Here is a 23,192-nt window from a genome sequence, read left to right as displayed (position 1 = left end):
ACGACCTTTCACATCAAACTGCCGGTGATGGACGCAGCGGATGAGCGAGCGAAGCGGTAGCGTAAATATCTTGGTTGCAGACGACGACGTGAGCATCCGCGAAGGGTGCGAGCGAGTGCTGCGCGGCGAAGGCTACCGGGTGCGCACCGCCGCGGACGGCCTGGAGGCGCTGCAGGCACTACAGACCGAGCATTTCGACATCGCCCTCCTGGACTTGAAAATGCCGGGGCGAGATGGTCTCGAGGTGTTGCGCGAGATCAAGCGCCAGGCTCCGGCCACCGACGTGGTGATGATCACCGGCTATGCCACAGTGGAAACTGCCGTCGAAGCAATGCGCCTCGGCGCCTACGACTACATACCGAAGCCCTTCCCACCCAGCGAAGTGCGCCAAGTGGTTGCCAAGGTCCTCAAGAAGCGGGAGCTGCTGAGCGGCCCCCCGGAGCAAGAGTGGAAAATTGAGCTCGACGGCCGCACCGACATCATCGTTGGCGATAGCCCGCGCATGCGGGAGGTGTTTCGGCTCGTCAAGAAGGTCGCTCCCACCGACTCCACGGTGCTCATCTACGGGGAAAGCGGCACCGGCAAGGAGCTCATCGCGCGCGCCATCCACTACAATAGCCATCGACGGGACAAGCCCTTCCTCACCGTTGATTGTGGTTCCTTGGTGGAAACGCTCTTCGAAAGCGAGCTCTTCGGGCACGTCAAAGGAGCATTCACTGGTGCCATCGAGACAAAGCACGGTAGCTTCGAGTTAGCGAACGGCGGCACGTTCCTGTTCGACGAAATCGGCAATATCTCGCTCAGCATGCAGGCCAAGATTCTCCGCGCCATTCAGGAGCGCGAGATCCGCCGCGTGGGCGGCACGCACACCATCAAGGTGGACGTGCGCGTTATCGCCGCCACCAATCGCGACCTCCGCCGTTGCGTACAAGAAGGGACGTTCCGCGAGGACCTCTACTACCGCCTGAGTGTCATCCCCATTTACCTGCCTTCGTTGCGCGAGCGCAAGGAAGATATTCCACTCTTGGCGCGCCATTTCCTGCAGAAGTACAACCAGCGACGCAAGCGCGACATCCACGACATCTCGCCTTCGGCTATGCAGCTGCTGTGCAATTACCACTGGCCGGGTAACGTGCGCGAGCTGGAGAACGTGATCGAGCGCGCCGTGGTCATCGAGGACAGCGACCAGATCACGCCAGACAGCCTCCCTGCTCATTTGCGCGTCGAGGAGAAGGCCGCACCTGCGGACCAGTTCCAGATCCGCACGCTGGAAGAGCTCGAGAAAGAACACATCACCCGCACCCTCAAGGCCACCGATTGGAATCGCTCCCGCGCCGCGCAACTGCTGGGCATCGACCGCAAGACGTTGTACGAGAAGATCAAGCGCTATCAGATCAAGACCCCATAGTCGCCGTTTATCCTCCCTGCCCAGGTCGCCTCACCGAGCACCTCAACGGGCCCGAACCGTGGGAACTCCGCTCCTGAGCAAACTCTCCAGGCGCAAGAGGCCCCCCGCCATCCGCACCTTTCCCTTCTGCGCGGTGGGGAAAAACACCCCACTGTGGAAGATTCTTTCACTTTGGTTCCAGCCGATGTTCGGTGGGAACCAGGCTCGCTTAGAGGCCCCTGAAGGCCATTGCGTTCTGCCCCCCGTGAAAATGTGGAAAAATACCCCACTGCGCCGCTGCGCCCGCAGTGCGAAGGTATCACTGCCCGTCTGAGACCACCGTTCCGACCCTTGTTATTCAATGAGTTGCGTCGCGAGCAGACCTTGCCGTCAACGCGCCCGATTCCTGGCACGGGTCTTGTAAGAACGGGCGTAGAATGGAAGCGGACAGAACATATCAGCCGGGTAGGGCCGAACTGAGGCCGCCCATTCATTGCCTGGCAAACATCTTGGTGGTCGGCGACCAGCAGGACCCTTGCATTCGCGAGCTCACGCAGTTTGTGTACGCGCACGGGTATTGCATCGAGGCAGAGGCCGACATTGCCGAGGCCATCCGCCGCGTGCAGGAGCACAAGTTCGAAGTCATCGTGCTGGACGCCAAGGTGGAAGGGATGCGTCCTGAGCGCGCGGTGAGCATCCTGCGCGGCCTGGACCCAAAATCGAAAATCATTGTCAAAAGCACGCACAACACCCGGGAGTTGGAAGCGGAGATCCGCAAGGCGCGAGTCTACTACTACCACCTGGAGTGCTTTGGCATAGAAGACTTGAAAGTGGCCGTGCTCTCGGCATTGCAGGGAGCAACGGCCGAACTACAGGCTGCAAAAACGGAGGTTTACCCCATGGCGCCCAAAGCAAGAATTCTCATCGTGGACGACGATCCGGACTTTGTCGAAATTAACAAGACCGTGCTGAAGGCAAACGGCTTCCAGACAGCTGCCGCCTACACCCCGGAAGAGGCCTGGCAGGCACTGGGCACCTGGCAACCCGACCTCATCATGCTGGACGTGATGATGCCCAAAGGCACCGAGGGTTTCCATCTCGCCTATCGCCTGCGCGCTGATGAGCGGTACCGAAAGATCCCCGTGCTGATGGTCACTCAGATCAATCAGATGGCAGAGTTCCGCTTCTCACCGGAGACCGACGGTGATTTTCTGCCGGTCGAAGACTTTGTGGAGAAGCCGGTCCGCCCCGATGAGCTCGTGCAACGTGTCGAATCGCTTCTCGCCAAGGCGCGCAGCACCTCTTGGCAGAAGGTGGATACCTACAAGGGTATGGGTTTGAAAAAGCAGTCATAAGGATTGCGAAGACCAATGAGGAGCACGCCGCGCATACTGGTCGTTGACGATGAGGAGATCATTCGCCTCGGCTGCCAACGCATTTTGAGCGACGAGCACTATGAGGTGCTCACCGCCGCAGACGGCCGGGCCGGGTTGGCCCTCGCGCAGGAAAAATCGCCGGACCTGGTGTTGGTGGACCTGCTGATGCCTGAGATGGGCGGCATGGAGCTGCTGGAGGCCATCCACCATCACGACAAGAAGATCGTGACCATCGTCATCACCGGCTACGCGACCATCGAATCGGCGGTGGAGGCGGTGAAGAAGGGCGCGTTCGATTACCTGCCCAAGCCGTTTGGGCCGGAGGAGCTTCGCGCGGCCATCCTGCGCGGCCTGGAAAGGCGCCGCCTGCTCCTTGAGACCGACCGCCTGCGCAGGGAACGGGAACGCAACCTGCTGGAGCTTGCGGCGGAGCGGTCGCGCACGGCCAGCATCATCCAGTCCATGGGGGAGGGGCTTCTCGTGGTGAACCAGAGGCGACAGTTGGTGCTCCTCAACCCCGTCGCCCAGAAAATGCTCCGCCTGCACGATGCGCAGGCCCTGGGGAAGCCCATCGAAGGGCTCCTCCAGAACAAGGAGCTTGAGGAGTTCATCATCGGTGCCATAGCTCACCATGGGAACCATCCGGTGCTGGCCAGAAAGGAACTCCCCAGCGCACATGAACCCAATGGGGTGCTGGCGGCCACGCTCTCGCCCATTCTGAGCGACAGGAGCGAGGTCCTCGGCGTTGTGGTGGTCCTCCGGGACATCTCAGAGCAGAAGCGCATCGAGAGGAGCAAGTCTGACTTTGTGCGCATGGTCGCTCACGAACTGAAGGCACCCATCGGCGCCATCGAGGGCTACCTCAACTTGATTCTGGACGGGATGGTCAAGGACGACCCGGCGCGACAAATGCAGATCATCGAACGCTGCCGGGACCGCGCGGCCGCCCTGCTCGGCCTCATCCGCGACCTGTTGGACCTCTCCGCCATCGAAGCCGGCAAAGTAGCCCAGGAGATGGCCCCGGTCGAAGTTGATAAGATCCTCAAGGAAGTGGTCGAACTCATGGGCAGCGAGGCCAGCACCAAGGGAATTTCCTTGAAGCTCTCCACCGCGTCGCGCCTGCCCAAAGTGGTAGGCGATCGCGAGGACCTGATGCGGGTGTTCACCAATCTGGTGAGCAACGCCATCAAGTACAACCGGCCAGGTGGCGAGGTCACCGTGTCGGCGAGCAGCCAGGACTCCTACCTGGTGGTGGAAGTCAAGGACACCGGCTTCGGCATTCCGGCAGAAGAGCAGGGCAGGATCTTCGATGAGTTCTATCGGGTGAAGAACGAGCACACCCGCAAGATTTGTGGCACAGGTCTGGGACTCGCCATCGCCAAGCGCATTGTGGAGTCCCACCGCGGCTACATCGAAGTGGAAAGTGAGGTGGACCGCGGCAGCACCTTCGCAGTTCACCTGCCCGCGTACAAGACGACATAAAGCGTAGATAGCGCGAACCACGCAAACGAAGCACAAGGAGAATTAGTCCATGGCACAGAGGGCGAAAATCTTGATAGTTGATGACGATCCCGACTATGTGGAGATCACCAAGAGTATCTTGGAGAGCAAAGACTATGACGTGGAGACCGCCCACTCCAAGGCGGAGGCGGAGCAGAAGATCGCGGCGTCCAAGCCCGATCTCATCATCCTGGACATCATCATGGACCGCATGAACGACGGGTTCAAACTCTGCTACCAGCTCAAGCATGATCCGGCTTTGCGTTCCATCCCGGTCTTTGCCATCTCCTCAGTGAACCAGGTAACTGGGTTCACCTTTTCACCAGAGACCGACGGTGAATACTTCGAAGCGGACGACTTTGCCGAGAAGCCGATTAAGGCGGATGAGCTGCTGCGACGAGTGGAAAACCTCCTCAGGAAGAACTGACACACATGCACGAAAGGTGGACCGATGAAGATCGTCACTTTGTCCAAGAGCAATCTCCTTCCCTTTCTCGAGGCGAGCAGGTCCTTCGGCGAACTCCACGCACCACTCAAAAGGGGCGAGAAGAGCTGTGCCTTTGCCAAAGTCGAAGACCTGGCCGATATTCAAGTCGGGTGCCTGCGTACCATTCTGCCTCCTAAGAAGTACTTCATGCCGCCAGAACAGACGATGTTTGCCTTCTCCCCGCAAGGGTACGTCCCGGTGAACGAAGAGGAAGGTAAGCGATACGTCCTCTTCGGTCTTCACCCCTGCGATATTCACGGCATAAAGATCCTGGACCTGGTCTTCAGCGGCAAGTACACAGATACCTACTACTTCGAGCGTCGCAAGCATGTGGCGATAATTGGCCTGGACTGCATTCCCGACCAGCACTGCTTCTGCAATTCTATGGGCACCTACTTCACCGAGGATGGCTTTGACCTGTTCCTGAGCGACATCGGCGACCGGTACATGGTCATGGTGGGCACCAGCCTTGGGGACGACATGGTCAATGCCTCGCACCACCTTTTCGGCGAGGTGGACGAGCGGGCAAAGGAAGAGTTCAAGCGGCGGTCGAATGCCAGGCGGGAGCACTTTGCTGTGGACGTAGAAACCTGGGGCCTGCCGGAGATTTTCGACCTGGAATATGAGAGTGACCTATGGAAGGACGCAGGCGACAAGTGCCTCAGTTGCGGCGCATGCTCGATGGTCTGCCCCACCTGTTATTGCTACGACGTGCTTGACATCTTGGAACTGAATGCGCAACAGGGGGCGCGCAAGCGCCGCTGGGATTCTTGCCTCTTCAAGGATTATGCGCTGGTTGCCGGCGGGCACAACTTCCGCAAGGAGCGGTCCTCTCGGGTGAAGAACCGCTTCTTCCACAAGCAGCGCGGCTTTGTAGCAGAGTACGGGCGACCCGCCTGCACTGGCTGCGGGCGCTGCATCGAGGCATGCCCGGCGGACATCAACATCATCGAACTCATCACCAAACTGCGGAGCGAGACCCATGTCTGACCACGTACCGAAGGACAACCCTTATCAGCCGCACTTGGCCCGGATCGTGCGCATCCTGCCGCAGATACCGGACCATCGCCTGTTCCAGTTGCGCTTTGAGGACGAAGAGGTGGCGCGCAACTTCAAACACCGGCCCGGCCAGTTTGTGGAACTGAGCGTGCTCGGCACCGGCGAGGCGCCGATCTCCATCTCCTCCTCGCCGACCAGGCCTGGTGTGTTGGAACTCTGTGTGCGCAAGGTGGGACGCGTCACCGAGGCACTGTTCAGACTTCCGGTCGATTCCCTCATCGGCATCAGGGGGCCGTATGGTAATGGCTACCCAGTCGAGGAGATGGAAGGGCACAACCTCTTGCTGGTGGCAGGCGGCCTGGGCATGGCACCACTGCGCTCGCTGCTGTGGTATGCCATGGACAACCGCAGCAAGTTCAAAGACATCATCCTCATGTACGGCGCACGCGTGCCCGGCGACATGCTCTTCAAATACGAGCTCCTCGGCCTGCTGGACCAGCCGGACATCACCTGCCTGCTCACCGTCGACCGTGACGACACCGGCAGATGGCCCGCGCACATCGGCGTGGTGCCTAAGCTCTTCGACAAGGTCGAGCTCGATCCCAAGACCACCATCGCTGCGGTATGTGGACCGCCGGTGATGTACAAGTTCGTTCTGCAGAAGCTCTTAGAGCGTAACTTTTCCAAAGACCACATCCTGATGTCCTTGGAGCGCAAGATGAAGTGTGGCGTCGGCAAGTGCGGCCACTGCGCCATCGGCTACAAATACACCTGCCTGGACGGGCCGATTTTCACGTACTGGGACGTCATCAACCTACCAGAGGTGGTGTGAGGAGGAAACTGACGATGATTGTGAAACCCAAGATTGGCATCTTCGGACTCACTGGCTGCAGTGGCGAACAGATTGTCATTCTCAACTGCGAGGATGAATTGCTGGACATCGCTGGTGCCGTGGACATACGCGTTTTTCACACAGCCACTTCCGACAACGACGAGGAAGGGCCGTTGGACATCGCCTTCGTGGAAGGCTCGGTGGTCAAACCTGAAGAGGTTGACCTGCTGAAGAAGATCCGCAAGCGCTCCAAGTTGCTCGTGGCCATTGGCACATGTGCCACCTGGGGCGGCATTCCGGCCATGCACAACGAGCTCGCGCGCGACGAACTGTGCAAGGCAGTGTACGGCGGCAATGGCGACTGCTTCGAGACCATTCCACCGCAGCCGCTGCGTACCTTTGTCAAGGTCGACTATGCCATCTCCGGCTGCCCGATGGAAAAGGAGGATTTTCTCCGCGCCATCCCCATGTTGCTGCATGGAGACCTGCCCCTCCTGCCGAACTATGCTGTCTGCACTGAGTGCAAGATGCGCGAAAATGAATGCCTCCTCGTCACCCGCGGCCAGCTCTGTCTGGGGCCGCTCACCCAGGCCGGGTGCAACGCTCGCTGTCCCAGCTACGGGGTAGCCTGCTGCGGCTGCCGTGGCCCGGTGGACGAGGCGAATGTGGCTTCTGAGGTAAAGATCCTGGAGGAGAAAGGGTTCACACTCGTGGATATCCATAATGCCTTGCGCACCTTTGCCGCTCCCGCGCAGGCACTGCAAGCGGAACTTGGGAGAGGGAAGAACGAATGAGCACGTCTATCGTCATCGATCATCTGTGTCGAATTGAAGGACATGGCGGCATTACCGTTGAGATCAAGAACGGCAAAGCCACCAGGGTGCAGATGGACATCCTGGAAGGCACACGGTTTTTCGAAGCATTGCTCAAGGGGCGCATCTACAGTGAGGTGCCGGCAATCGTCTCCCGCATCTGCTCCATCTGCTCGGGCGTGCACACCATCACTTCGCAGTTGGCGGTGGAGGACGCTTTTGGGGTGAAGGTGAGTCGGCAGACCACCCTGCTTCGCGACCTCTTCTTGCAGGGCGGCAACATCGAGAGCCACGCGCTGCACGTGTTTTGCCTTGCCCTCCCTGACTACTTGGGCTACAGCGGCGCCATCGCCATGGCCGCCGACCACCCAGACAAAGTCAAGTTGGGTTTGGAGCTGAAAAAAATCGGCAACACGGTGCAAGAAGTGGTCGGCGGACGCGCCGTGCACCCGGTGAATACCGTGGTCGGAGGATTCGGCAAAGTCCCAAGCGCCGCCGAGCTGCGCGAGTTGCGGGCGAAGCTTGTGGTCGGCATGGACCTGGCCCAGAAGGCTGTTGACTTCATGGCCACTCTGGAGGCGCCGCGCTTCACCGAATCGCCGACGGTCTACGCTGCCCTTCGCCCAGCGGACGGCTCCTTCTCGCTGGTCGGCGAGCAGATTTGTCTGTCCACCGGAGAGGTCTTCCCTATCCACGATTACCGCAAGGTGTGCAACGAGTTCGTGGTCAAGCACTCGCACTCCAAGCACAGCATGTACAAAGGGCAACCGTTTATGGTGGGAGCCTTGGCCAGATTGATGGTCAACGGCAAAGCCCTCACCGGAAAGGCAAAGGAGGCGGCCGAGCGTCTCGGGTTGACCTCCTTCACCGAGAACATTTTCCATAACAACACCGCGCAAGTGGTGGAGCTGGTTTATTCCCTGGAACACTCCATCGCGCTTATTGACGAGCTCCTGCAGGCTGGCATCAAGCAGGAAAAGCCGGCAGCGGTGGAACTCAGAGCAGGCCAGGGCACAGGTGCTGCCGAGGCGCCCCGTGGCATCCTCTACCACAGCTACTCCTTCGACGACAAGGGACGGCTAACCTCTGCAGATGTCATCGCGCCAACCTCGCAGAACGCCGCCAACATCGAAAAAGACATGCGCGTGGCGGTAGAACGGTTGGCCAGCGAGCCGAAGGAGGTGTTGGCACACAAGCTGGAAATGGTCGCCAGGGCCTATGACCCCTGCTTGTCGTGCTCGGTGCACCTGGTGGATCTGGGTAATGGGTGATCATCAGCCACATACCCTGGTGGTCGGCGTGGGCAACGTGCTCTTGGCCGACGAAGGCGTCGGCGTGCACATGGCCAATCTGCTGCAGGCGGCGCGTCTGCCTAGGCACGTGCGGGTCGTGGAATGTGGCACCAACTTCATGGCAGTCGCCACCCAGCTGGAAGGTGCAGGCAAAGTGGTCATCATCGACGCGGTGCGCGCCGGAAGCGAGCCCGGGACAATCCATCGCCTCACCTATGAGGAGCTGGAGCGGGCAAATGCCGGGCTGCGTTTCGCCCACCAGGTGAGCCTGCTGTCGTCGCTCAGATTGCTTCGGGTTGGCGAACCTGCTCTGGCCAGAGTCGAGGTGGTCTTGCTGGGAGTGGAACCGGCGACTGTGGCTCCCGGCATGGAGATGTCGCCGCCGGTGCGTGCCGCTCTGCCCCGGTTGATGGAAGCCGTGCGCGCTGAACTCTGAGCCGGAGAGCAAAGGCGAGCGCAACCATAGCCAAACCGTGCTCGCGCAACCCACGTGAGGAAGCGCGGGCACAAAGATCGCAGGGGGCCGCATGAGGCTCACTCTTCGCGCAAAGCTCCTTGTTTCGTCGGTCGCGGTTGTCGTGGCCTCGGGCATCGTGGTGACCTGGCTCGGACTTCGCCTCATCGGTGACCGGCTGGTGAGCCAGGCGCAGGACAAGGTGCGTACCGACCTCAACGCGGCGCGCGCGCTGTACGAAGAAAAGGCGGGCGATATCACCGATGTAGTGCGCCTGACGGCATCGCGCTTTTTCATCCAGGAGGCGCTGCGCGCCGGAGACGTGCGCCGCCTGCAAGAAGAAATCATCCGCACCTGCCACCGCGAGGGGCTCGACATCCTCACCGTCACAGATGCCCGTGGCCGAGTGCTGTTCAGGGCGGCCAATCCTGTCCAGGCCGGAGATTCGCAGGCAGACGACCCGCTTGTCGCCGCTGTGCTCGTTTCCCACCGCCACTGCTGGTCAACGGAGTTGGTGCCACGTGCCCAGGTGCTCCTGGAGAGCCCAGAGCTGGCCGAGCGGGCCAGAATGCAGCTCCTTCCCACGCCGCGCGCCCGCGCCCGGACAGAGAACGAGGAGACTGCCGGCATGATGATCAAAGCGGCCGCTCCAGTCCTTGGCGAAGATGGCGCACTTCTGGGTGTGCTTTACGGGGGCGTCTTGCTGAACCGCAATTTCGAGATTGTCGACCGCATCAAGAACACCGTCTACCAGGGGGAGCTCTACAAGGGCAAAGACATCGGCACCGCCACCATCTTTCAGGACGACCTGCGCATCGCCACCAATGTCACCTTCCCGGATGGCAGGCGGGCCATAGGCACCCGTGCCTCCGAGGAGGTTTACCAGCACGTGGTCGGCAAAGGGCTTCCCTGGACCAGCCGCGCCTTCGTGGTGCACGACTGGTACATCACCGCCTACGAGCCGATTCGCAATCTCAAGGGGGATATCATCGGCATGCTCTACGTGGGCATGCTGGAGGCCCCCTATCGCGACCTGCGCCGCAAGGTGATGGTCAGCTTCCTCGGAGCCGCTTTGGCCAGCATCCTCCTCCTCGCGGCCGTTACCTACGTTTCCACCACCTCCTCCATCAAACCCATCGACAAGCTCCTTGCCGCGATGCAGAAAGTCGGCCAGGGCGACCTCTCCCAGCGGGTGTCAGTCTCCAGGGAGGACGAATTGGGCCGTCTTGCCCACTCCTTCAACCAGATGATTAGCCAGCTGGAGCAATTGACCCAAAGCTATCGTACCCTCACCGAGGAGCTCGAGCGTAAAGTTGCAGAACGCACCAAGGAGTTGCAACAGGCACAAGAACAGCTCGTGCAGTCGGAAAAGCTCAGCTCCCTGGGGAAACTGGCTGCTGGCGTCGCGCATGAAATCAACAATCCCCTTACCTCGATCATGCTCAACAGCCACCTCTTGGCAGAACAGTTTGCTGGGGACGAGCGGGTGAGCGAGGCACTGAAGCTCATCATCGATGAAACCTCCCGCTGCAGCGCCATCGTACGCGGGCTCTTGGAGTTCTCTCGTCAGCAGCCTCCGCAGCGCGAGCCTACCGACGTCAATGAGGTGGTTAACCGCACCTTGCAACTCTGCGAGAGCCAGATTCTCATGGCCAAGGTCAAGGTGCGCACTTCTCTCGCTTCTGACCTACCGCGGCTGCTGCTTGACCGGCAGAAGATGACCCAGGTCTTCACCAATCTCGTCATCAATGCCATCGAGGCCATGCCGGATGGCGGCACACTCACTGTCATTTCCCGCCTGCATGGGCATGAGGCCGTCGAGGTCATCTTTGCCGATACGGGGTGCGGCATCCCACGCGACATCTTGGGCAAGATTTTCGATCCCTTCTTCACCACCAAACAGGGTAAGGGCACAGGACTTGGGCTATCGGTCAGTTATGGCATTGTCCAGGCGCACGGCGGGACCATCACTGTGGACAGCGAAGTGGAGAGCGGCACGATGGTCACCGTGCGACTTCCCATAGAGGGGTCAGATTCAGCTCACCAAGGAGGACGATCATGAGCGCTCGATCAAGAGTACTGGTGGTCGACGACGAGGTCCCGGTCTGCAAGAGCATGGCCGCGGCCATCGCCGACCAAGATCGCGAGGTAGACACCGCCTTGAGCGGGGAGGAAGCTCTGAGCAAAGACCTGGCCGCCCCGTACGACGTCATCGTCGCAGACCTGATGATGCCCGGCCTCAGTGGCATGGACCTGCTCAAGGCACTCAAAGAGAGGCGGCCAGACGTGGCGGTGATCATGGTCACCGGCTACCCCTCCATCAAGAGCGCAGTGCAGGCGATCAAAATGGGGGCGTTTGACTACATCCCTAAGCCTTTTACCCCCTCGGAGCTCCGCAGCCTGGTGGCGCGCGCGGAGGAGCGCATGCGCGTGCTGCGCCCGGCCCGCGAGGCTCCTCCGGACGAGAAGTTAGTGGTCATGCCCCCAGGCCTGCACGCCATCCCTGAGCACTCCTGGGCACGGCCCATGCCGGATGGCACCGTACAGGTAGGGATGCACCACATCTTTCAGATGAGCGTCAAGAGGGTCGTCTCCATGCAGCTGCCGGAAGTGGGGACCGTGGTCAACCAGGGCGACGTGATTGCCCGCGTGTCCGGTTTTGACCGCAACGTCTACCGGCTGTGGACGCCAGTGAGCGGCACCGTGGTGGCCATAAACGATAAGGTGAAAGAAGACCCACAGATAACTGCGCGCGACCCCTACGGCGAAGGGTGGCTGGTCCTCCTGCAACCAAGCCGGTTAGAGGAGGACCTCAGGAACCTGGTTCGCTCCTGACATGCCGCTTCAGGACACAAAAGGCCTGAACGAATCCTTGGCGCAGGTGCTGGCTACCTACGAGCCCTGGGAACTCGTCTATCGCAGCCCGCAGGGCGCATGGATAGGCCCGCCTCGTACCCTGCAGGAACGCATTGCCAACGAGTTTTGGCATCGCCTCTACCAGCTGCACCTTGCCGCGCAAGGATCGGAACAGATTCTTCAGCTCCTGGCCCTCTTCTCTGCACAACGCCAGAACTGGGAAAGAACCCGTCGTCTGTTTGAACGCCTCGCTGGCGGCAGTGACACTTTCGCCCCGGTACAAGCGATCGTCGAGGTGTGCGTCCGCTTGTTGGAGCTGGCGGTGCTGGAGCACTTGGCCACCCGTTATGTGCCGCCATGGGACGTGCGGGGGAACCAAGCCTGCGCATTCTCTCGGCAGCGGCACCAAGATGCGCTCAGCGCCCTCATGGCGGCGTCTGCTGAACCCGCAGCAGAGCAGTGGCTGGCGACCATGAGCAAGCGCCTCGCCAGCGACGAATTCCCGCTGACCGCAGAGGTCGTGCGCGTCCTCGTGCACGAAGAGGAGTTGCGACAACGGCTGGGCGACCTGCTGACGCCAGTTACCTCCGCCGCGCGCCCACAAGAACCGTGGACGTTCTTTGGCGAGCAATTGGGTCCGTCCATCGGCATGGGCTTGGGGCCGCCGCAGGCCCTCCTGCGCCCCTGCCTGGAAATCCTTGAACTTGCGACGATACCCCTCTCCAGCGGGCTGCAATTCGAGGCGGTCAACATCGTCAGCCGGCTGCGCGATAGCCGCAGTGCCGGGGCCTTGCACCGGCTGTTGGCGAGAACGCCGCCCGGCTCCACCAATCTGCGTTGCGCCGCGCTCTTCGCCCTGGGGAACCTCAGATACCCACCAGCTTGCCAGCTCTGCATGGACATCCTGCGCGGCCCGGATTGTGTCACTGTCCAGCACGAAGGAACAGGCGAAAGTTACGAGCAGCCCCTTCACCGGGAAAAGACCGAGGCGATTTGGGCACTCGGCAAGTTGGGCTCCGATGCTTCCCCTGCCTTGCCGCTGTTGAGCTCCTTTGCCGAGTACGCCGACCGCGAGCTGCGCGTTGCCCTGGCCTGGTCACTTGGACAAATTGGGAGCGCGCAAAAGGAAAAGCAAGGGGGCATCGACGCCGAGGTGGTCATTGCCCTCCTCCGGTTGCTCGCCTCCCGAGAACCCCGCGTTGTCGAAGAAGCGGCCTTTGCCCTGCGCAGCCTGGAACTTCCGGATTTTCTGCACACCCTCTACCTTCATGACTTTGCCGCAATGCCGATCTTGGCCCTCAAGCCTTGCAGCACCGGGCTATACGAACTGTCCGAGACCCTCTTTCACCTCATGGCCGTCAAGCAACCTGTGGTCATGGCGGTGGCAGGCGATTCGGGCACCGGAAAAACCTACTTTTGTCAGGCCATCGCGCAGGGCTTTGCGCACGTGCGCGCCAGCGATATCCTCTACCTCATGCGCGACAAACCGGCAAACAAAATCTTCAACCGCATCCTCGGCTTGGCCTGGCTCCGCGCCCACGTGGACCCGCAGTACTACCAGGATGACTCCATCGCTCCGGAGGAGGACGACCCCGAGCGCTATTTCGACGAATTCATGGCACAACACGCCGGCAAGAAGCTGATCATCCTGGACGGATGGCGCGACGCAGCCTACTTCCACCGCGTCATCGAAAGGTTCTACGAGCGCGGCTTCCTGGATGTGATTGTCAGCTTTCGCACCACCCATTCGACCAGGCGACTGAATCTTGAGGAGCGGGAGGGAAACCTGGAGAGCGTCTCCTCCCACCTCTGTCTGGTTGAGGATCCGCCCATCGAGGGTACGCGCTTCTATCGAGAAGGCGAGGTGCTCATTTACAACTTGGACAATTCCATCCCCTCTCGCCTCACCATGCCAGAGATTCAGCAAGTGTTCGCTGCCCGAAAAGTACGCGCCTGGGGGGAACAGATCAGCATCGGACCCTTCGTCGAAAGGAGTAGCCCCCTGAGGCGCGAGTCGTTCAAGGCCAGTGTCTGCACCGAACGCGTAGCAATCGTGCCAAGGCCATGGCAAGGCGCTCCCTCTGACACTTTCCCGCCGCAAGAGAGCACTTTTGGCAGGCTCCTCAACCCTGATGTGGCGACGGAGCCATACTTGCTGGAAACCCTCGACACACGGGGCCTGGAAATCACCCAGATCGCCTTCTACACCCATGGCCAGGTGGCCTTCGGCGCCGCAGACGGCCGGGTGGGGATCATGGTCGGATTCAACGACCGGCTCTTCGCGCACTGGGCTCACCGAAGCAAGGTGGAAGCCCTGCGCGTGCTGGGTGCGCACCTGTGCACCGTGGACCAGGAAGGGCACGTTCACCTGAGCAATTTCGAGGAGGGCACCCATCGCCGGCTGCCAGGCTGCGGGTCACCGGCGTGTCTTGTGGCAGCCTTGCCGCCGCGCAGGCTGGTGACCGGTCACAAGGACGGACGCCTGGTGGTGTGGGAACTTGACGCGTCCCTGGGTGCGGAATTACCAGGCCCTGGGGCCCGTCTTCTTGACCTCGCTGCCGACCGCCGCGGCCGAATCTATGCGGCCAGCGACGATGGCTCCGTGCGCATCTGGGACTTGGCGCGGGGTGAGCTCCAGACCATCAGCAACTTGCCAGGCGTCCCCGAGCAGATCGCGCCTTACCCGGACGGCCGCCTGGCCGTGGCGCTTGTCCGTGATCCTCTCAAGGAGGACACGGAACTTGCCATTGCCCTTGTTGACCACGACTCCGGTGACGGGGAGCTCTACCGTGTGGGCAAAGGCAAGGCCGCCTGCCTCACCACGTACCCGGACGGCCGCCTTTTCATCGGCACACTACCGGCTGGCCGTGAAGGGACCCTGGGTGTGGTGGATCTGCGACCTGGTTTTTCTTCGGTCGCCTGGGTCAGCGGGCACGCAGCAGGGACCACCTGCTGCCTCACCATGGGCCCGCGTATCATCACCTGTGGGCAGGAGTCGGACGGGAAGCGCACCGTCAAGATTTGGGGCGCAGCTTCGTATGTGCAGCAGGAGCAAAGCCGACAGCAGCTCCTCTCCCCAGGACGTCCTCGCCCCGCCTACTACCGGACGCTCTTCTAAGAACGCAAGCCAGCGAACAAGCCTTGCCCCTTTGCCCGCCTGCCGCCCGACCTCAGGGCCGGCGCGCTACACATCAGGCCGCCTGTCTTGTTGCCTCGCCGACCACTTTGGACGGAGAGGACCCGTGCCGCGCAGATGGTCCCTCGAATCACACATCTCCTGCGGCGGAGGTTGGGGCCACTGGGACAGACGTCGGCTGCCGGTGCGCCGGAGAAGTCCTGCCTGGTTGACTCCGCGTGCAGACAGCTCTCTCACGAACCGATGGCAGGTCCTCGCCTAGGTCGGTGCCCCGCCAGGGTAGCAGCCAGTGGCCTTGTGCCTGCCCTTTCCTTCTGGAGAAAGCGAGCAAGCCTGTCTCGAGTCCCGCGCGTGAAATTGCTGGCGGCTGCAGAAAAAAGGTCGAAAATTGTTCTTGACTTTGTCCATGTCAAAACGTAAATTCGAAAAAAATGAATGTCGCTCACCCGCTCGCTTGGGCGAGACGTGAAATACCGCGGCAGGTCATGCTACTCGGAAAAGCCCGAGGCCTCTCCATGGATTGGTCACTCGCAGCCCTCCATCGGACGTGCACTGTGGCTCGCTTGCTGACGGGAGAGGGGTTGCGCCCTTTTCGCCTGGGCTACGACCGGTGAGGACGACCTCTCCCTTCCCCACCTGCCATCCTTCGAGCTTGACGAGATAGCCGAAAAACCACATTTTCACCAAGAGCTTCGAACTTTCAGCCCCTGGTAAACCGGAGGACCGCCTAACGGGCAAATGGGTGTCCGTGGGAGCGCGGCCTTAGGAGTCCGCCGCAGGCTTGCGAAAGCCGCAGCTTCGCTCCTTCGGTCCTCACAATTGTGGACTTGCTCCGAGCAGCAGGCGTGAACGCTCGGCGAGGGAGACAAGTCCCCCCAGGGAGCAAAACATGAAAAAGAGAGAACTTGTCCTTGCGGGGTTGGTCGCATGTGCCGCCTTCTGGCCGCTGATGGCCCAGGACAAGGCCGACCTCATCCTCTACCACGGCAAAGTCATCACGGTGGATGCCCAGGACCACATTTTCCAGGCCGTAGCGATCAAGGGTGACAAGATTCTTGCCGTTGGCAGCGATGCGGAAATTCTCCAGCTCTTGAGACCCGGGTGCCTGAAGGTCGACATGAACGGAAAGACGGTCACTCCTGGCCTTATCGATTCGCACCACCATCTCATGTACTACGGGGCGCAGTTCTGGCCAGCCTTTCTGAATATCCGTCACCCGGTGGTCACTTCCAAAGCCGACCTGCTGCGTGTGGTAGGCGATTACGCGCGCCAACTGAACCCCGGCGACTGGATCTCAGCCAATCAAGGCTTTACTCTCCAGGCCTTTGAAACCATCGACCGTTGGAACATCGATTCCGTGGCGCCGAACAACCCGGCCTATCTGCGCCATTGTAGCGGTCAATACGCCGTGGTCAATTCCTTGGCCTTGCAGATTGCCGGCATCGATAGCTCCACACCCAACCCGCCAGGCGCCCGCATCATGAGAGATGAGTCTGGACAACCGACGGGTATCTTGTCCCACTATCCGGCAGAAAACCTGGTCGCCAAACATGCTCCTGGCTATGGTGACCGCAGCGAGGGCCAAAAGTTCGAAGACATAGAACTCGGGCAACAGCTCTGCTTTCAGGCCGGCTACACCTCGGTTCAGGACGTCATCGTCGGCAGCGTGAAAGACATCATGGCCTACAAGCATTTTGCCGACGCGGGCCGGCTCAAGGCGCGGGTCTACGCCCTGCTCTACATCGACTATGAGCAAGAAGCCGACACGCTGGTCAGGAGGTTCCAGCGCATCCAGTCGGGGCGCTTCAAGTTCGGCGGTTGGAAGCTGGCCAAGGATAGAGGGGTCGCGGCCCGCACCACCTTGTCTTACGACAAAGGCCTCTGCGCTGCCACCAACTTTTACCCCTACCATCCCCAAGATGAGCTCAACCGCATGGTCAGCACCTTGCACAATACCGGCCTGCAGGTGGCGGTTCACGTGCTGGGCGATGAAGGCATCGACATGACCATCACCGGCTTTGAACAGGCCATGCAGGCCAACCCACGACCCAACCCGCGCCATCGGATCGAGCACGGCCTCTTTCCGACCCCCACCGCGCTGCAGCGCATGCGGAACGCGGGGATCATTCTCTCCACACAGCCGCAATGGATCACCTGGTACGGAGACGGCTAGGTGCAAGCCACAGACCAAGCGACCATGAGCCGCATGCTCCCGTTCAGGACTATGGTCACCATGGGCGTTCCCCTCGCCTTCGGCTGCGACGTGCCGGCCTCGCCCTACCAGCAACCGAAGTGGGCATTGAAGGGCGCGGTGCTGCGACGCACGAGCGCCGGCACACCCCTGAGCCAAACCGAACGCTTGACTGGACCGGAGGCGCTGCGCGTGCACACCATGGGCTCGGCTTATGCCAGCTTCTCCGAAGATTCCACCGGCTCCCTGGAGCCAGGCAAGTACGCAGACTTGGTGGTCTGGTCGCATGACCTCTCCACCATGACCGGAGAGCAGACAAACGACTTGGCAGCAGAAATGACCATCGTCGGCGGGGAGATCGTTTACGATGCCGGGAAGATCCCCATCACTGCCGTGGATCGACAGGTGGAGAATCTGGGCACCCCGCAGCCTTCCGCCTCGGACCGAATTTCCCCAATCCGTTCAATCCGGAGACGCAAGTGAGCTATGCCCTGCCCTACGCGACAAGGGTTCGGATCTCCGTGTACAACCTGCAAGGCAAACGGCTCAAGACACTGGTGGACGCTCAGCAGGTGGCTGGCCACCACATTGCCTCGTGGGAGGGAAGGTCAGATGACGGCACAACCGCAGGAAGCGGCGTCTACGTAGTGCAAATGACTGCCGGCAGGCTTAACGCAACCCACAAGATTGTGCTGGTGAGATGAGCAACCCCACTTCCCACATAGTTTGCTGGGGGTCGGTTCCGCGAGTGTAGGGCCACACCTGGCGGGGGCCCCCAGGTGTGTGACAAGAGGCAGAGGACTCCATGCAAACCCCTGTCGTGCCAGAGCAAAGGGTGAGCCGATTGTCAGGAGAAAAGGAAAGGAGGTGATGGCTGCCACGGACCGAGGTGACAATCACTCCACAAGTGGCGAAGTGTAGCTGCGCTGGCAGCCTCTGCGCCTGGGGACCGCATCGAAAGATGCACGGACTGCTCTGGGCAAGCATGACGTGAGAATTCCGTAAACTCTAAGCGCTGGAGGAGAGCATGAAGAACGGGCTGCTTTTCGGCATATGTGCCACCTTGTTCGTGGTCACACAGGTTGACGCCCAGCGTCTGCACCCTGCAGACCTGACCTACCGCGGGGCCTTCAGGCTGCCTTCAGTCTCGGGCGCCTCAAACTGGAGCTATAGTGGCTGCGGGATGACCTACTATCCGCAGGGTGATCCGAGCGGGCCAGCCGATGGCTACCCCGGCTCGCTGTTCATTATCGGGCACGACCAAGACCAGCTGGTCTCGGAAGTCAGCATCCCCGTGCCTGTGATTTCGCCCACCAAGCGCCTCTCCGACCTGAACACTGCCACAACCCTCCAGGGATTTGCGGATATTACCCGTGGCATGTTCGGCTCTTTGGAGATCGCCTACAGCGACATCGAGTACCTACCCCCGCAAGGGGCACAAACCACGGGAAAGCTGCACTTTTGCTGGGGGCAACACTTCCAGTTTGAGCGCGCTCCCTCGCATGGATGGTGCGAGCTGAACCTGGCCAATCCCCAGCCGGCCGGCCCGTGGTTCTTCGGCGATTTCACCAACTATGTGAGCAACGACTACCTGTTCGAAATCCCGGCCGAATGGGCGGCACAGCACACCCCTGGCCAACGGCTCGCTACCGGCAGATTCCGGGATGGACACTGGAGCGGTATGGGGCCCGCCCTCTTCGCCTACGGACCATGGAACGATGGAAACCCGCCTGCGCCTAACACCACACTCACCGCCATCACCCCCCTCCTGCTCTACGGGGAAAACGTGCCCGGCATACCCGAGATCGTGACCTCCGAGGACCGGGCAATGAAGGGCTTCAGCCCTGCGGACTATTGGTCCGGAGGTGCCTGGCTCACTGCAGGAAATGCTTCCGCCCTCATCTTTGTCGGCACCAAAGCAATAGGCCGTTCGTGGTACGGGTATTCGGATGGCACGGTCTACCCAGACGATCCCCCCTACCCACCGACGCCACCATTCCCCCACGACCAACGGGGATGGTGGTCAGAAGGCATCCGCGCCAGAATCATCTTCTTTGATCCGAACGACTTGGTTTTGGTGGCTGCCGGCTCCATGCAGACCTGGGAACCACAGCCCTATGACTCGATGGACATCGACCAGTATCTGTTCGATCCAGGCTTCGACTACCCGCGTTACAAGAACCGTTCCTTAGGCGCCGTGGCATTCGACCGGGAGCGCCGACTGCTCTATATTGTGGAACGGATGGCCGACGAGGACGAAAGGAGCCTGATCCACGTCTTCCACGTCAGCGCCACCTCAGACGTGCAGGAAGCTGGGGTGCGGGACATGGACTTTCGCCTCGTGCAGGTCTTCCCCAACCCCACAAGCTCTGGGACAACGATCAGCTTCAGGGCAGCACAGACAACCCAGGTGCGGCTGGAAATCTATAACCTTGTGGGACAGCGCATCCGGGTCCTGCTGAACGAGGCGGTTGTTCCCGGTGAACACACGATTTTCTGGGACGGGAGAGACGCGCAAGGCATGGACGTGCCTTCCGGTATTTACGTTTGCCGAATGGCATCCGGCACATGGCGTGACAGCCGCAAAGCGATCTTTATTCGTCCCAGAAACTAAGAAAGGAGGACATGATGAAAACGGAGAGAAAGAAAACGGCGGCCCTGGTGGCCTGCTTTCTGGCCTTGGCTGTCCCTTCGCTGCTGCAGCCGCAGACCAGCCTTAACATGACCCTCGTTGGCCGCCACGCGGAGGGTGCCTGCGTGTCGGTGTGTGCGCACAATGACACCGTCTACTTTTCGCGCGGGGGCATCCTGGAGGTCGCCGACTTTGCGACATCCCCTGACGTTTTGACATTGTCACAAACAACTATGCCTTGCCAACCCAGAAGCATAGACGTGGTGGGCCGGTACGCCTACGTGGCCGTCGGCTTTGCCGGCTTGCGCATTCTCGACATGAACGCTGACGGAGGACCAAAGGACATCGGAGGCTGTCGCACACCAGGGCGGGCTGTTGATGTGGTAGTCCAAGGAGGATTCGCTTACGTTGCGGCAGAGGGAGATGGTGTGCGCGTCATCGATGTCTCCAACCCCCAAATGCCGTCTGAAGTCGGTTTCTTCGACACAGGAGGCAGCGCCACAAGCGTAACTGTGCGCAACAGCCATGTATTCGTCGCCGACTATGCCGGCGGCCTCCGCATTCTCGACGTGTCAAACCCGCTGTCGCCGGGGGAAGTATGCTCCGTGGCCACCGGCACTGAGACTCAAGATGTGGCCGTACAGGGCAATCTTGCCTATGTAGCCGACGTCTCTCAAGGACTGCGCATCATCGACATCTCTGATCCGGCCCATGCCGCCGAGGTAGGTTTTTGGAACGCCGTAAGCACCGTATATGGCGTCGCGGTCAAAGACACCTTGGCACTCCTGGCCTGTGGCTACAAAGGGCTGCGAATCGTGAACGTATCTGACCCCCACGCGCCTGAACAAGCTGGAGGATTTGAGACAGGAGGGTTTGCGCGAAGGGTGAGTGTCGGTCAGTACGCCTATGTGGCCACAAGCTGGAATGGCCTCCGCGTGGTTGACTTTTCAGATCCGCGGAATCCCAGCCTGGTCAAAGCGATGGGTTCCGGGGACTTTACCTGGGACGTGGCGCTGGACCACCAGACGGCCTACATCGCCATGGGTCAGCATGGGATGCGGACGCTCGATGTTTCAAATCCTGCGTACCCTCGTTTTCTGGGCATCTGGTACAGCCCCAATTCCGCTTCGGGCATCACCTACCATGATAACTGCGTATACGTTGCGGACCAGACCGGAGGGCTGCGCATCATCAACGTCACCGACCTCGCCAACCCCGTTCTCGAAGGCACCTTCCCGTCGCAGAGCTGCACCTGGGAAGCAGCCATACGGGGTTCGCTGGCGTACGTCGCCGATACTTGGGCCGGACTGCGCATCGCCGACGTCTCCATCCCGACCGCACCTGCGCAGATCGGCTCCCTGAACCTCGCAGCCTATGCTCAGGCGGTGGCCCTCTATGGGAGCTATGCCTTGGTGGCAACCTATGATTCCTGCCTGGTGGTAGTCGATGTGTCTGATTCAACCGCACCGGTAAAAGTGGGGTCGTACAAGTCCGGGGGAAGGGCATGGGACGTGGCGGTGGAAGGGAGCTACGCCTATGCAGCATGCTCCCAAGGCCTGCGGGTGTTGGAGATGACAGACCCACGGCATCCCGCCGAGGTAGGGGTGTTTGGCAGGGGTCGGAACGTATTGGGGGTGGCGATAGAAGGCAATGTAGCTTATCTCGCCTGTCGGTCAGATGGGCTCGTCGTGCTGGATGTCACCGATCCGACCAATCCCGTTGAGGTCGGGTATTACGACACCGGCGAGGATGCCCGTCGTGTCGTCGTCAGGGATAGCTTGGCCTATGTAGCCGACGGGAATGACGGTCTGTACATCATACGCTTCGAGGGACAGACTCCTGTGGAGCGTGTGAAAGGTACTGCCCAGCCCAAGACATGCAGGCTGACACAGAATTTTCCGAACCCGGCAAATCCATCCACGGTCATAGCCTTTGAGCTGGCCCAGCCAGGGCATGTGCAATTGGCCATCTACAATTTGCGCGGCCAGTGCGTTGCCAAACTCGTCGACAAGCCCATGGGGCCTGGTGCACACCACGTAGTTTGGCAGGGCACCGACGCCGAGGGGCGGGGTGTGGCCAGCGGCGTGTATGTGTACAGGCTTCGGGCCAACGGACAGGAGGCGACCAGAAAGCTGGTGCTGATTCGCTAGCCGCACGGCGTGTCGGGGCGTACGGTCGTGCGCCCCGGCACCATCCACGATCTACGCAATCCCGTGGTGGTTGGGCGTAGATGTAGGGGCGCACGGGGGTGCGCCCCGACACCATCCGCAATGCACACAACGCCGTGGATACGGTTGACCATAACCACGAATCCGTCCGGGGCCCATCGGGTCCACGGGCGTATCTGTGGCGACCGCCACCAATCCTCCGCCATCACCCCCCTGCACCCCGCACCGGGTCTGTCAATGCCTGGCCGACGTCACAACAAGAGCGCACGTTCGTCCTCGGTCCCCTCGCGGTGCGGGTTTTCGCGATCCAGGTGCCAACGCAGGGGATTGGTCTGGATGTAATCACAAATCCGGCGCAACGATGCGTCATTCCGGATGACATGTTCCCAATAATTCCGTTGCCATACCGCCGCACCCGGCGTGCCGCGCCATGCGTTGATGCGCCGCGTCGTCGCGGATTTGAACAATCGCACAATCGTCGGAATCGAATCGGATGTCGGTCTGCCGAATTGTTCCACCACCGGCGTAGGGGCACGTTGCAACGTGCCCCTACAACCATTGGGCCCTTTCCAAACACGCACCCCGTAGGGGCGCACGGCCGTGCGCCCCTACATCATCCGGAATCAACACAACCCCGTGGATGTGGTTGGGCATCACCACAAATCCATCCGGGGGCAATCGGATTTCCTGACGGATCCGGGCAGACCGAAACCATTCCTCCCGCACAATCTCCCCCAACGCGTTCAACCGCATCTCGCCACCCACCACCTGCCCGAATAGGCACACGCGATCGTGGGTGCAGATGGTGACGAAATACGCCCCCGGCTGCGCGTAATCATACCCCGGCAGGCGAATGCTGCGACGGCAACGGATTTGGCGATTGCCTGACATGGCCAAACCCCCGGCGTCGGCACACATGGGGCCGTGGCACGGTGCGGGCACGTCGCAACGTGCCCCTGCAACCATTGGGCCCTTTCCAAACGCGCACCCCGTCGGGGGGGGCCGGCGGGCGGCCCCACCAAAAACCCCATACAACAAACACCCGGGAGGGGGGTGGGGCTGACCCCAAA

The 23,192-nt window shown here is 60.9% G+C and carries 17 protein-coding genes and 1 pseudogene; 17 read left to right on the top strand and 1 reads right to left on the bottom strand.

Going from position 1 to position 23,192, the window contains the following annotated elements:
- Window positions 1-40 precede the first annotated feature (40 nt).
- The 17 genes from H5U38_13010 to H5U38_12930 all read left to right on the top strand — a co-directional run bounded on the left by H5U38_13010 (window position 41) and on the right by H5U38_12930 (window position 22,104).
- The gene (locus H5U38_13010; GenBank protein MBC7187946.1) at window positions 41-1,408 is read left to right on the top strand and encodes a sigma-54-dependent Fis family transcriptional regulator; all 1,368 of its coding nucleotides are present in this window, start codon (window positions 41-43) and stop codon (window positions 1,406-1,408) included.
- Between the two features lie 416 nt (window positions 1,409-1,824).
- The gene (locus tag H5U38_13005; GenBank protein ID MBC7187945.1) at window positions 1,825-2,742 is read left to right on the top strand and encodes a response regulator; all 918 of its coding nucleotides are present in this window, start codon (window positions 1,825-1,827) and stop codon (window positions 2,740-2,742) included.
- Between the two features lie 15 nt (window positions 2,743-2,757).
- On the top strand, window positions 2,758-4,245 hold the full coding sequence (locus tag H5U38_13000; GenBank protein MBC7187944.1) for a response regulator: 1,488 nt from the start codon (window positions 2,758-2,760) through the stop codon (window positions 4,243-4,245).
- A 49-nt stretch (window positions 4,246-4,294) separates the two neighbouring features.
- On the top strand, window positions 4,295-4,690 hold the full coding sequence (locus tag H5U38_12995) for a response regulator (GenBank protein MBC7187943.1): 396 nt from the start codon (window positions 4,295-4,297) through the stop codon (window positions 4,688-4,690).
- Window positions 4,691-4,714: 24 nt separating this feature from the next.
- Window positions 4,715-5,740: a 4Fe-4S dicluster domain-containing protein gene (locus H5U38_12990; protein MBC7187942.1), complete on the top strand. Its 1,026-nt coding sequence runs from the start codon at window positions 4,715-4,717 to the stop codon at window positions 5,738-5,740.
- Window positions 5,733-6,581 (top strand): FAD/NAD(P)-binding protein, encoded by an 849-nt coding sequence (locus tag H5U38_12985; protein ID MBC7187941.1) that lies wholly within the window; start codon window positions 5,733-5,735, stop codon window positions 6,579-6,581. Before H5U38_12990 ends, H5U38_12985 begins: the two co-directional genes overlap by 8 nt.
- 17 nt (window positions 6,582-6,598) lie before the next feature.
- Window positions 6,599-7,375, top strand: coding sequence for an NADH:ubiquinone oxidoreductase (locus H5U38_12980; protein ID MBC7187940.1), 777 nt, complete (start codon window positions 6,599-6,601; stop codon window positions 7,373-7,375).
- Complete coding sequence (locus tag H5U38_12975; protein ID MBC7187939.1) at window positions 7,372-8,664, top strand: Ni/Fe hydrogenase subunit alpha; 1,293 nt, start codon at window positions 7,372-7,374, stop codon at window positions 8,662-8,664. The genes H5U38_12980 and H5U38_12975 overlap by 4 nt, the downstream gene beginning before the upstream one ends.
- A complete protein-coding gene (locus tag H5U38_12970; protein MBC7187938.1) occupies window positions 8,657-9,121 on the top strand; it encodes a hydrogenase maturation protease in 465 nt (154 codons plus the stop codon). The genes H5U38_12975 and H5U38_12970 overlap by 8 nt, the downstream gene beginning before the upstream one ends.
- Before the next feature lie 91 nt (window positions 9,122-9,212).
- Complete coding sequence (locus H5U38_12965; GenBank protein ID MBC7187937.1) at window positions 9,213-11,201, top strand: cache domain-containing protein; 1,989 nt, start codon at window positions 9,213-9,215, stop codon at window positions 11,199-11,201.
- Complete coding sequence (locus H5U38_12960; protein ID MBC7187936.1) at window positions 11,198-11,974, top strand: response regulator; 777 nt, start codon at window positions 11,198-11,200, stop codon at window positions 11,972-11,974. The genes H5U38_12965 and H5U38_12960 overlap by 4 nt, the downstream gene beginning before the upstream one ends.
- A gap of 1 nt (window position 11,975) precedes the next feature.
- Window positions 11,976-15,113: a HEAT repeat domain-containing protein gene (locus H5U38_12955; GenBank protein MBC7187935.1), complete on the top strand. Its 3,138-nt coding sequence runs from the start codon at window positions 11,976-11,978 to the stop codon at window positions 15,111-15,113.
- A 907-nt stretch (window positions 15,114-16,020) separates the two neighbouring features.
- The gene (locus tag H5U38_12950) at window positions 16,021-17,304 is read left to right on the top strand and encodes an amidohydrolase family protein (GenBank protein MBC7187934.1); all 1,284 of its coding nucleotides are present in this window, start codon (window positions 16,021-16,023) and stop codon (window positions 17,302-17,304) included.
- Entirely contained in the window at window positions 17,305-17,805 is a 501-nt protein-coding gene (locus H5U38_12945; GenBank protein MBC7187933.1) for an amidohydrolase family protein, read from the top strand.
- Window positions 17,802-18,026, top strand: a complete 225-nt coding sequence (locus H5U38_12940; GenBank protein ID MBC7187932.1) for a T9SS type A sorting domain-containing protein — start codon at window positions 17,802-17,804, stop codon at window positions 18,024-18,026. The genes H5U38_12945 and H5U38_12940 overlap by 4 nt, the downstream gene beginning before the upstream one ends.
- Window positions 18,027-18,349: 323 nt before the next feature.
- A complete protein-coding gene (locus H5U38_12935; protein ID MBC7187931.1) occupies window positions 18,350-19,936 on the top strand; it encodes a T9SS type A sorting domain-containing protein in 1,587 nt (528 codons plus the stop codon).
- Window positions 19,937-19,950: 14 nt separating this feature from the next.
- On the top strand, window positions 19,951-22,104 hold the full coding sequence (locus H5U38_12930; GenBank protein ID MBC7187930.1) for a T9SS type A sorting domain-containing protein: 2,154 nt from the start codon (window positions 19,951-19,953) through the stop codon (window positions 22,102-22,104).
- Window positions 22,105-22,373: 269 nt separating this feature from the next.
- On the opposite strand, the pseudogene H5U38_12925 reads toward H5U38_12930, so the two are convergent.
- Window positions 22,374-23,013 (bottom strand): annotated as a pseudogene (locus H5U38_12925) (transposase).
- Window positions 23,014-23,192 lie beyond the last annotated feature (179 nt).

It is taken from the genome of Calditrichota bacterium (assembly GCA_014359355.1).
Lineage (GTDB): Bacteria > Zhuqueibacterota > Zhuqueibacteria > JANLFK01 > Oleimicrobiaceae > Oleimicrobium.
The sequence above is the reverse complement of the archived record's forward strand: the minus strand, read 5'-3'. Positions and strand labels throughout refer to the sequence as shown.

Excerpts from the sequence above, each read along its gene's own strand:
- H5U38_13010 (MBC7187946.1), top strand. The coding sequence starts at position 41 with ATGAGCGAGCGAAGCGGTAGCGTAAATATCTTGGTTGCAGACGACGAC.
- H5U38_13005 (MBC7187945.1), top strand. The coding sequence starts at position 1,825 with ATGGAAGCGGACAGAACATATCAGCCGGGTAGGGCCGAACTGAGGCCG.
- H5U38_13000 (MBC7187944.1), top strand. The coding sequence starts at position 2,758 with ATGAGGAGCACGCCGCGCATACTGGTCGTTGACGATGAGGAGATCATT.
- H5U38_12995 (MBC7187943.1), top strand. The coding sequence starts at position 4,295 with ATGGCACAGAGGGCGAAAATCTTGATAGTTGATGACGATCCCGACTAT.
- H5U38_12990 (MBC7187942.1), top strand. The coding sequence starts at position 4,715 with ATGAAGATCGTCACTTTGTCCAAGAGCAATCTCCTTCCCTTTCTCGAG.
- H5U38_12985 (MBC7187941.1), top strand. The coding sequence starts at position 5,733 with ATGTCTGACCACGTACCGAAGGACAACCCTTATCAGCCGCACTTGGCC.
- H5U38_12975 (MBC7187939.1), top strand. The coding sequence starts at position 7,372 with ATGAGCACGTCTATCGTCATCGATCATCTGTGTCGAATTGAAGGACAT.
- H5U38_12970 (MBC7187938.1), top strand. The coding sequence starts at position 8,657 with ATGGGTGATCATCAGCCACATACCCTGGTGGTCGGCGTGGGCAACGTG.
- H5U38_12965 (MBC7187937.1), top strand. The coding sequence starts at position 9,213 with ATGAGGCTCACTCTTCGCGCAAAGCTCCTTGTTTCGTCGGTCGCGGTT.
- H5U38_12960 (MBC7187936.1), top strand. The coding sequence starts at position 11,198 with ATGAGCGCTCGATCAAGAGTACTGGTGGTCGACGACGAGGTCCCGGTC.
- H5U38_12955 (MBC7187935.1), top strand. The coding sequence starts at position 11,976 with ATGCCGCTTCAGGACACAAAAGGCCTGAACGAATCCTTGGCGCAGGTG.
- H5U38_12950 (MBC7187934.1), top strand. The coding sequence starts at position 16,021 with ATGAAAAAGAGAGAACTTGTCCTTGCGGGGTTGGTCGCATGTGCCGCC.
- H5U38_12935 (MBC7187931.1), top strand. The coding sequence starts at position 18,350 with ATGAAGAACGGGCTGCTTTTCGGCATATGTGCCACCTTGTTCGTGGTC.
- H5U38_12930 (MBC7187930.1), top strand. The coding sequence starts at position 19,951 with ATGAAAACGGAGAGAAAGAAAACGGCGGCCCTGGTGGCCTGCTTTCTG.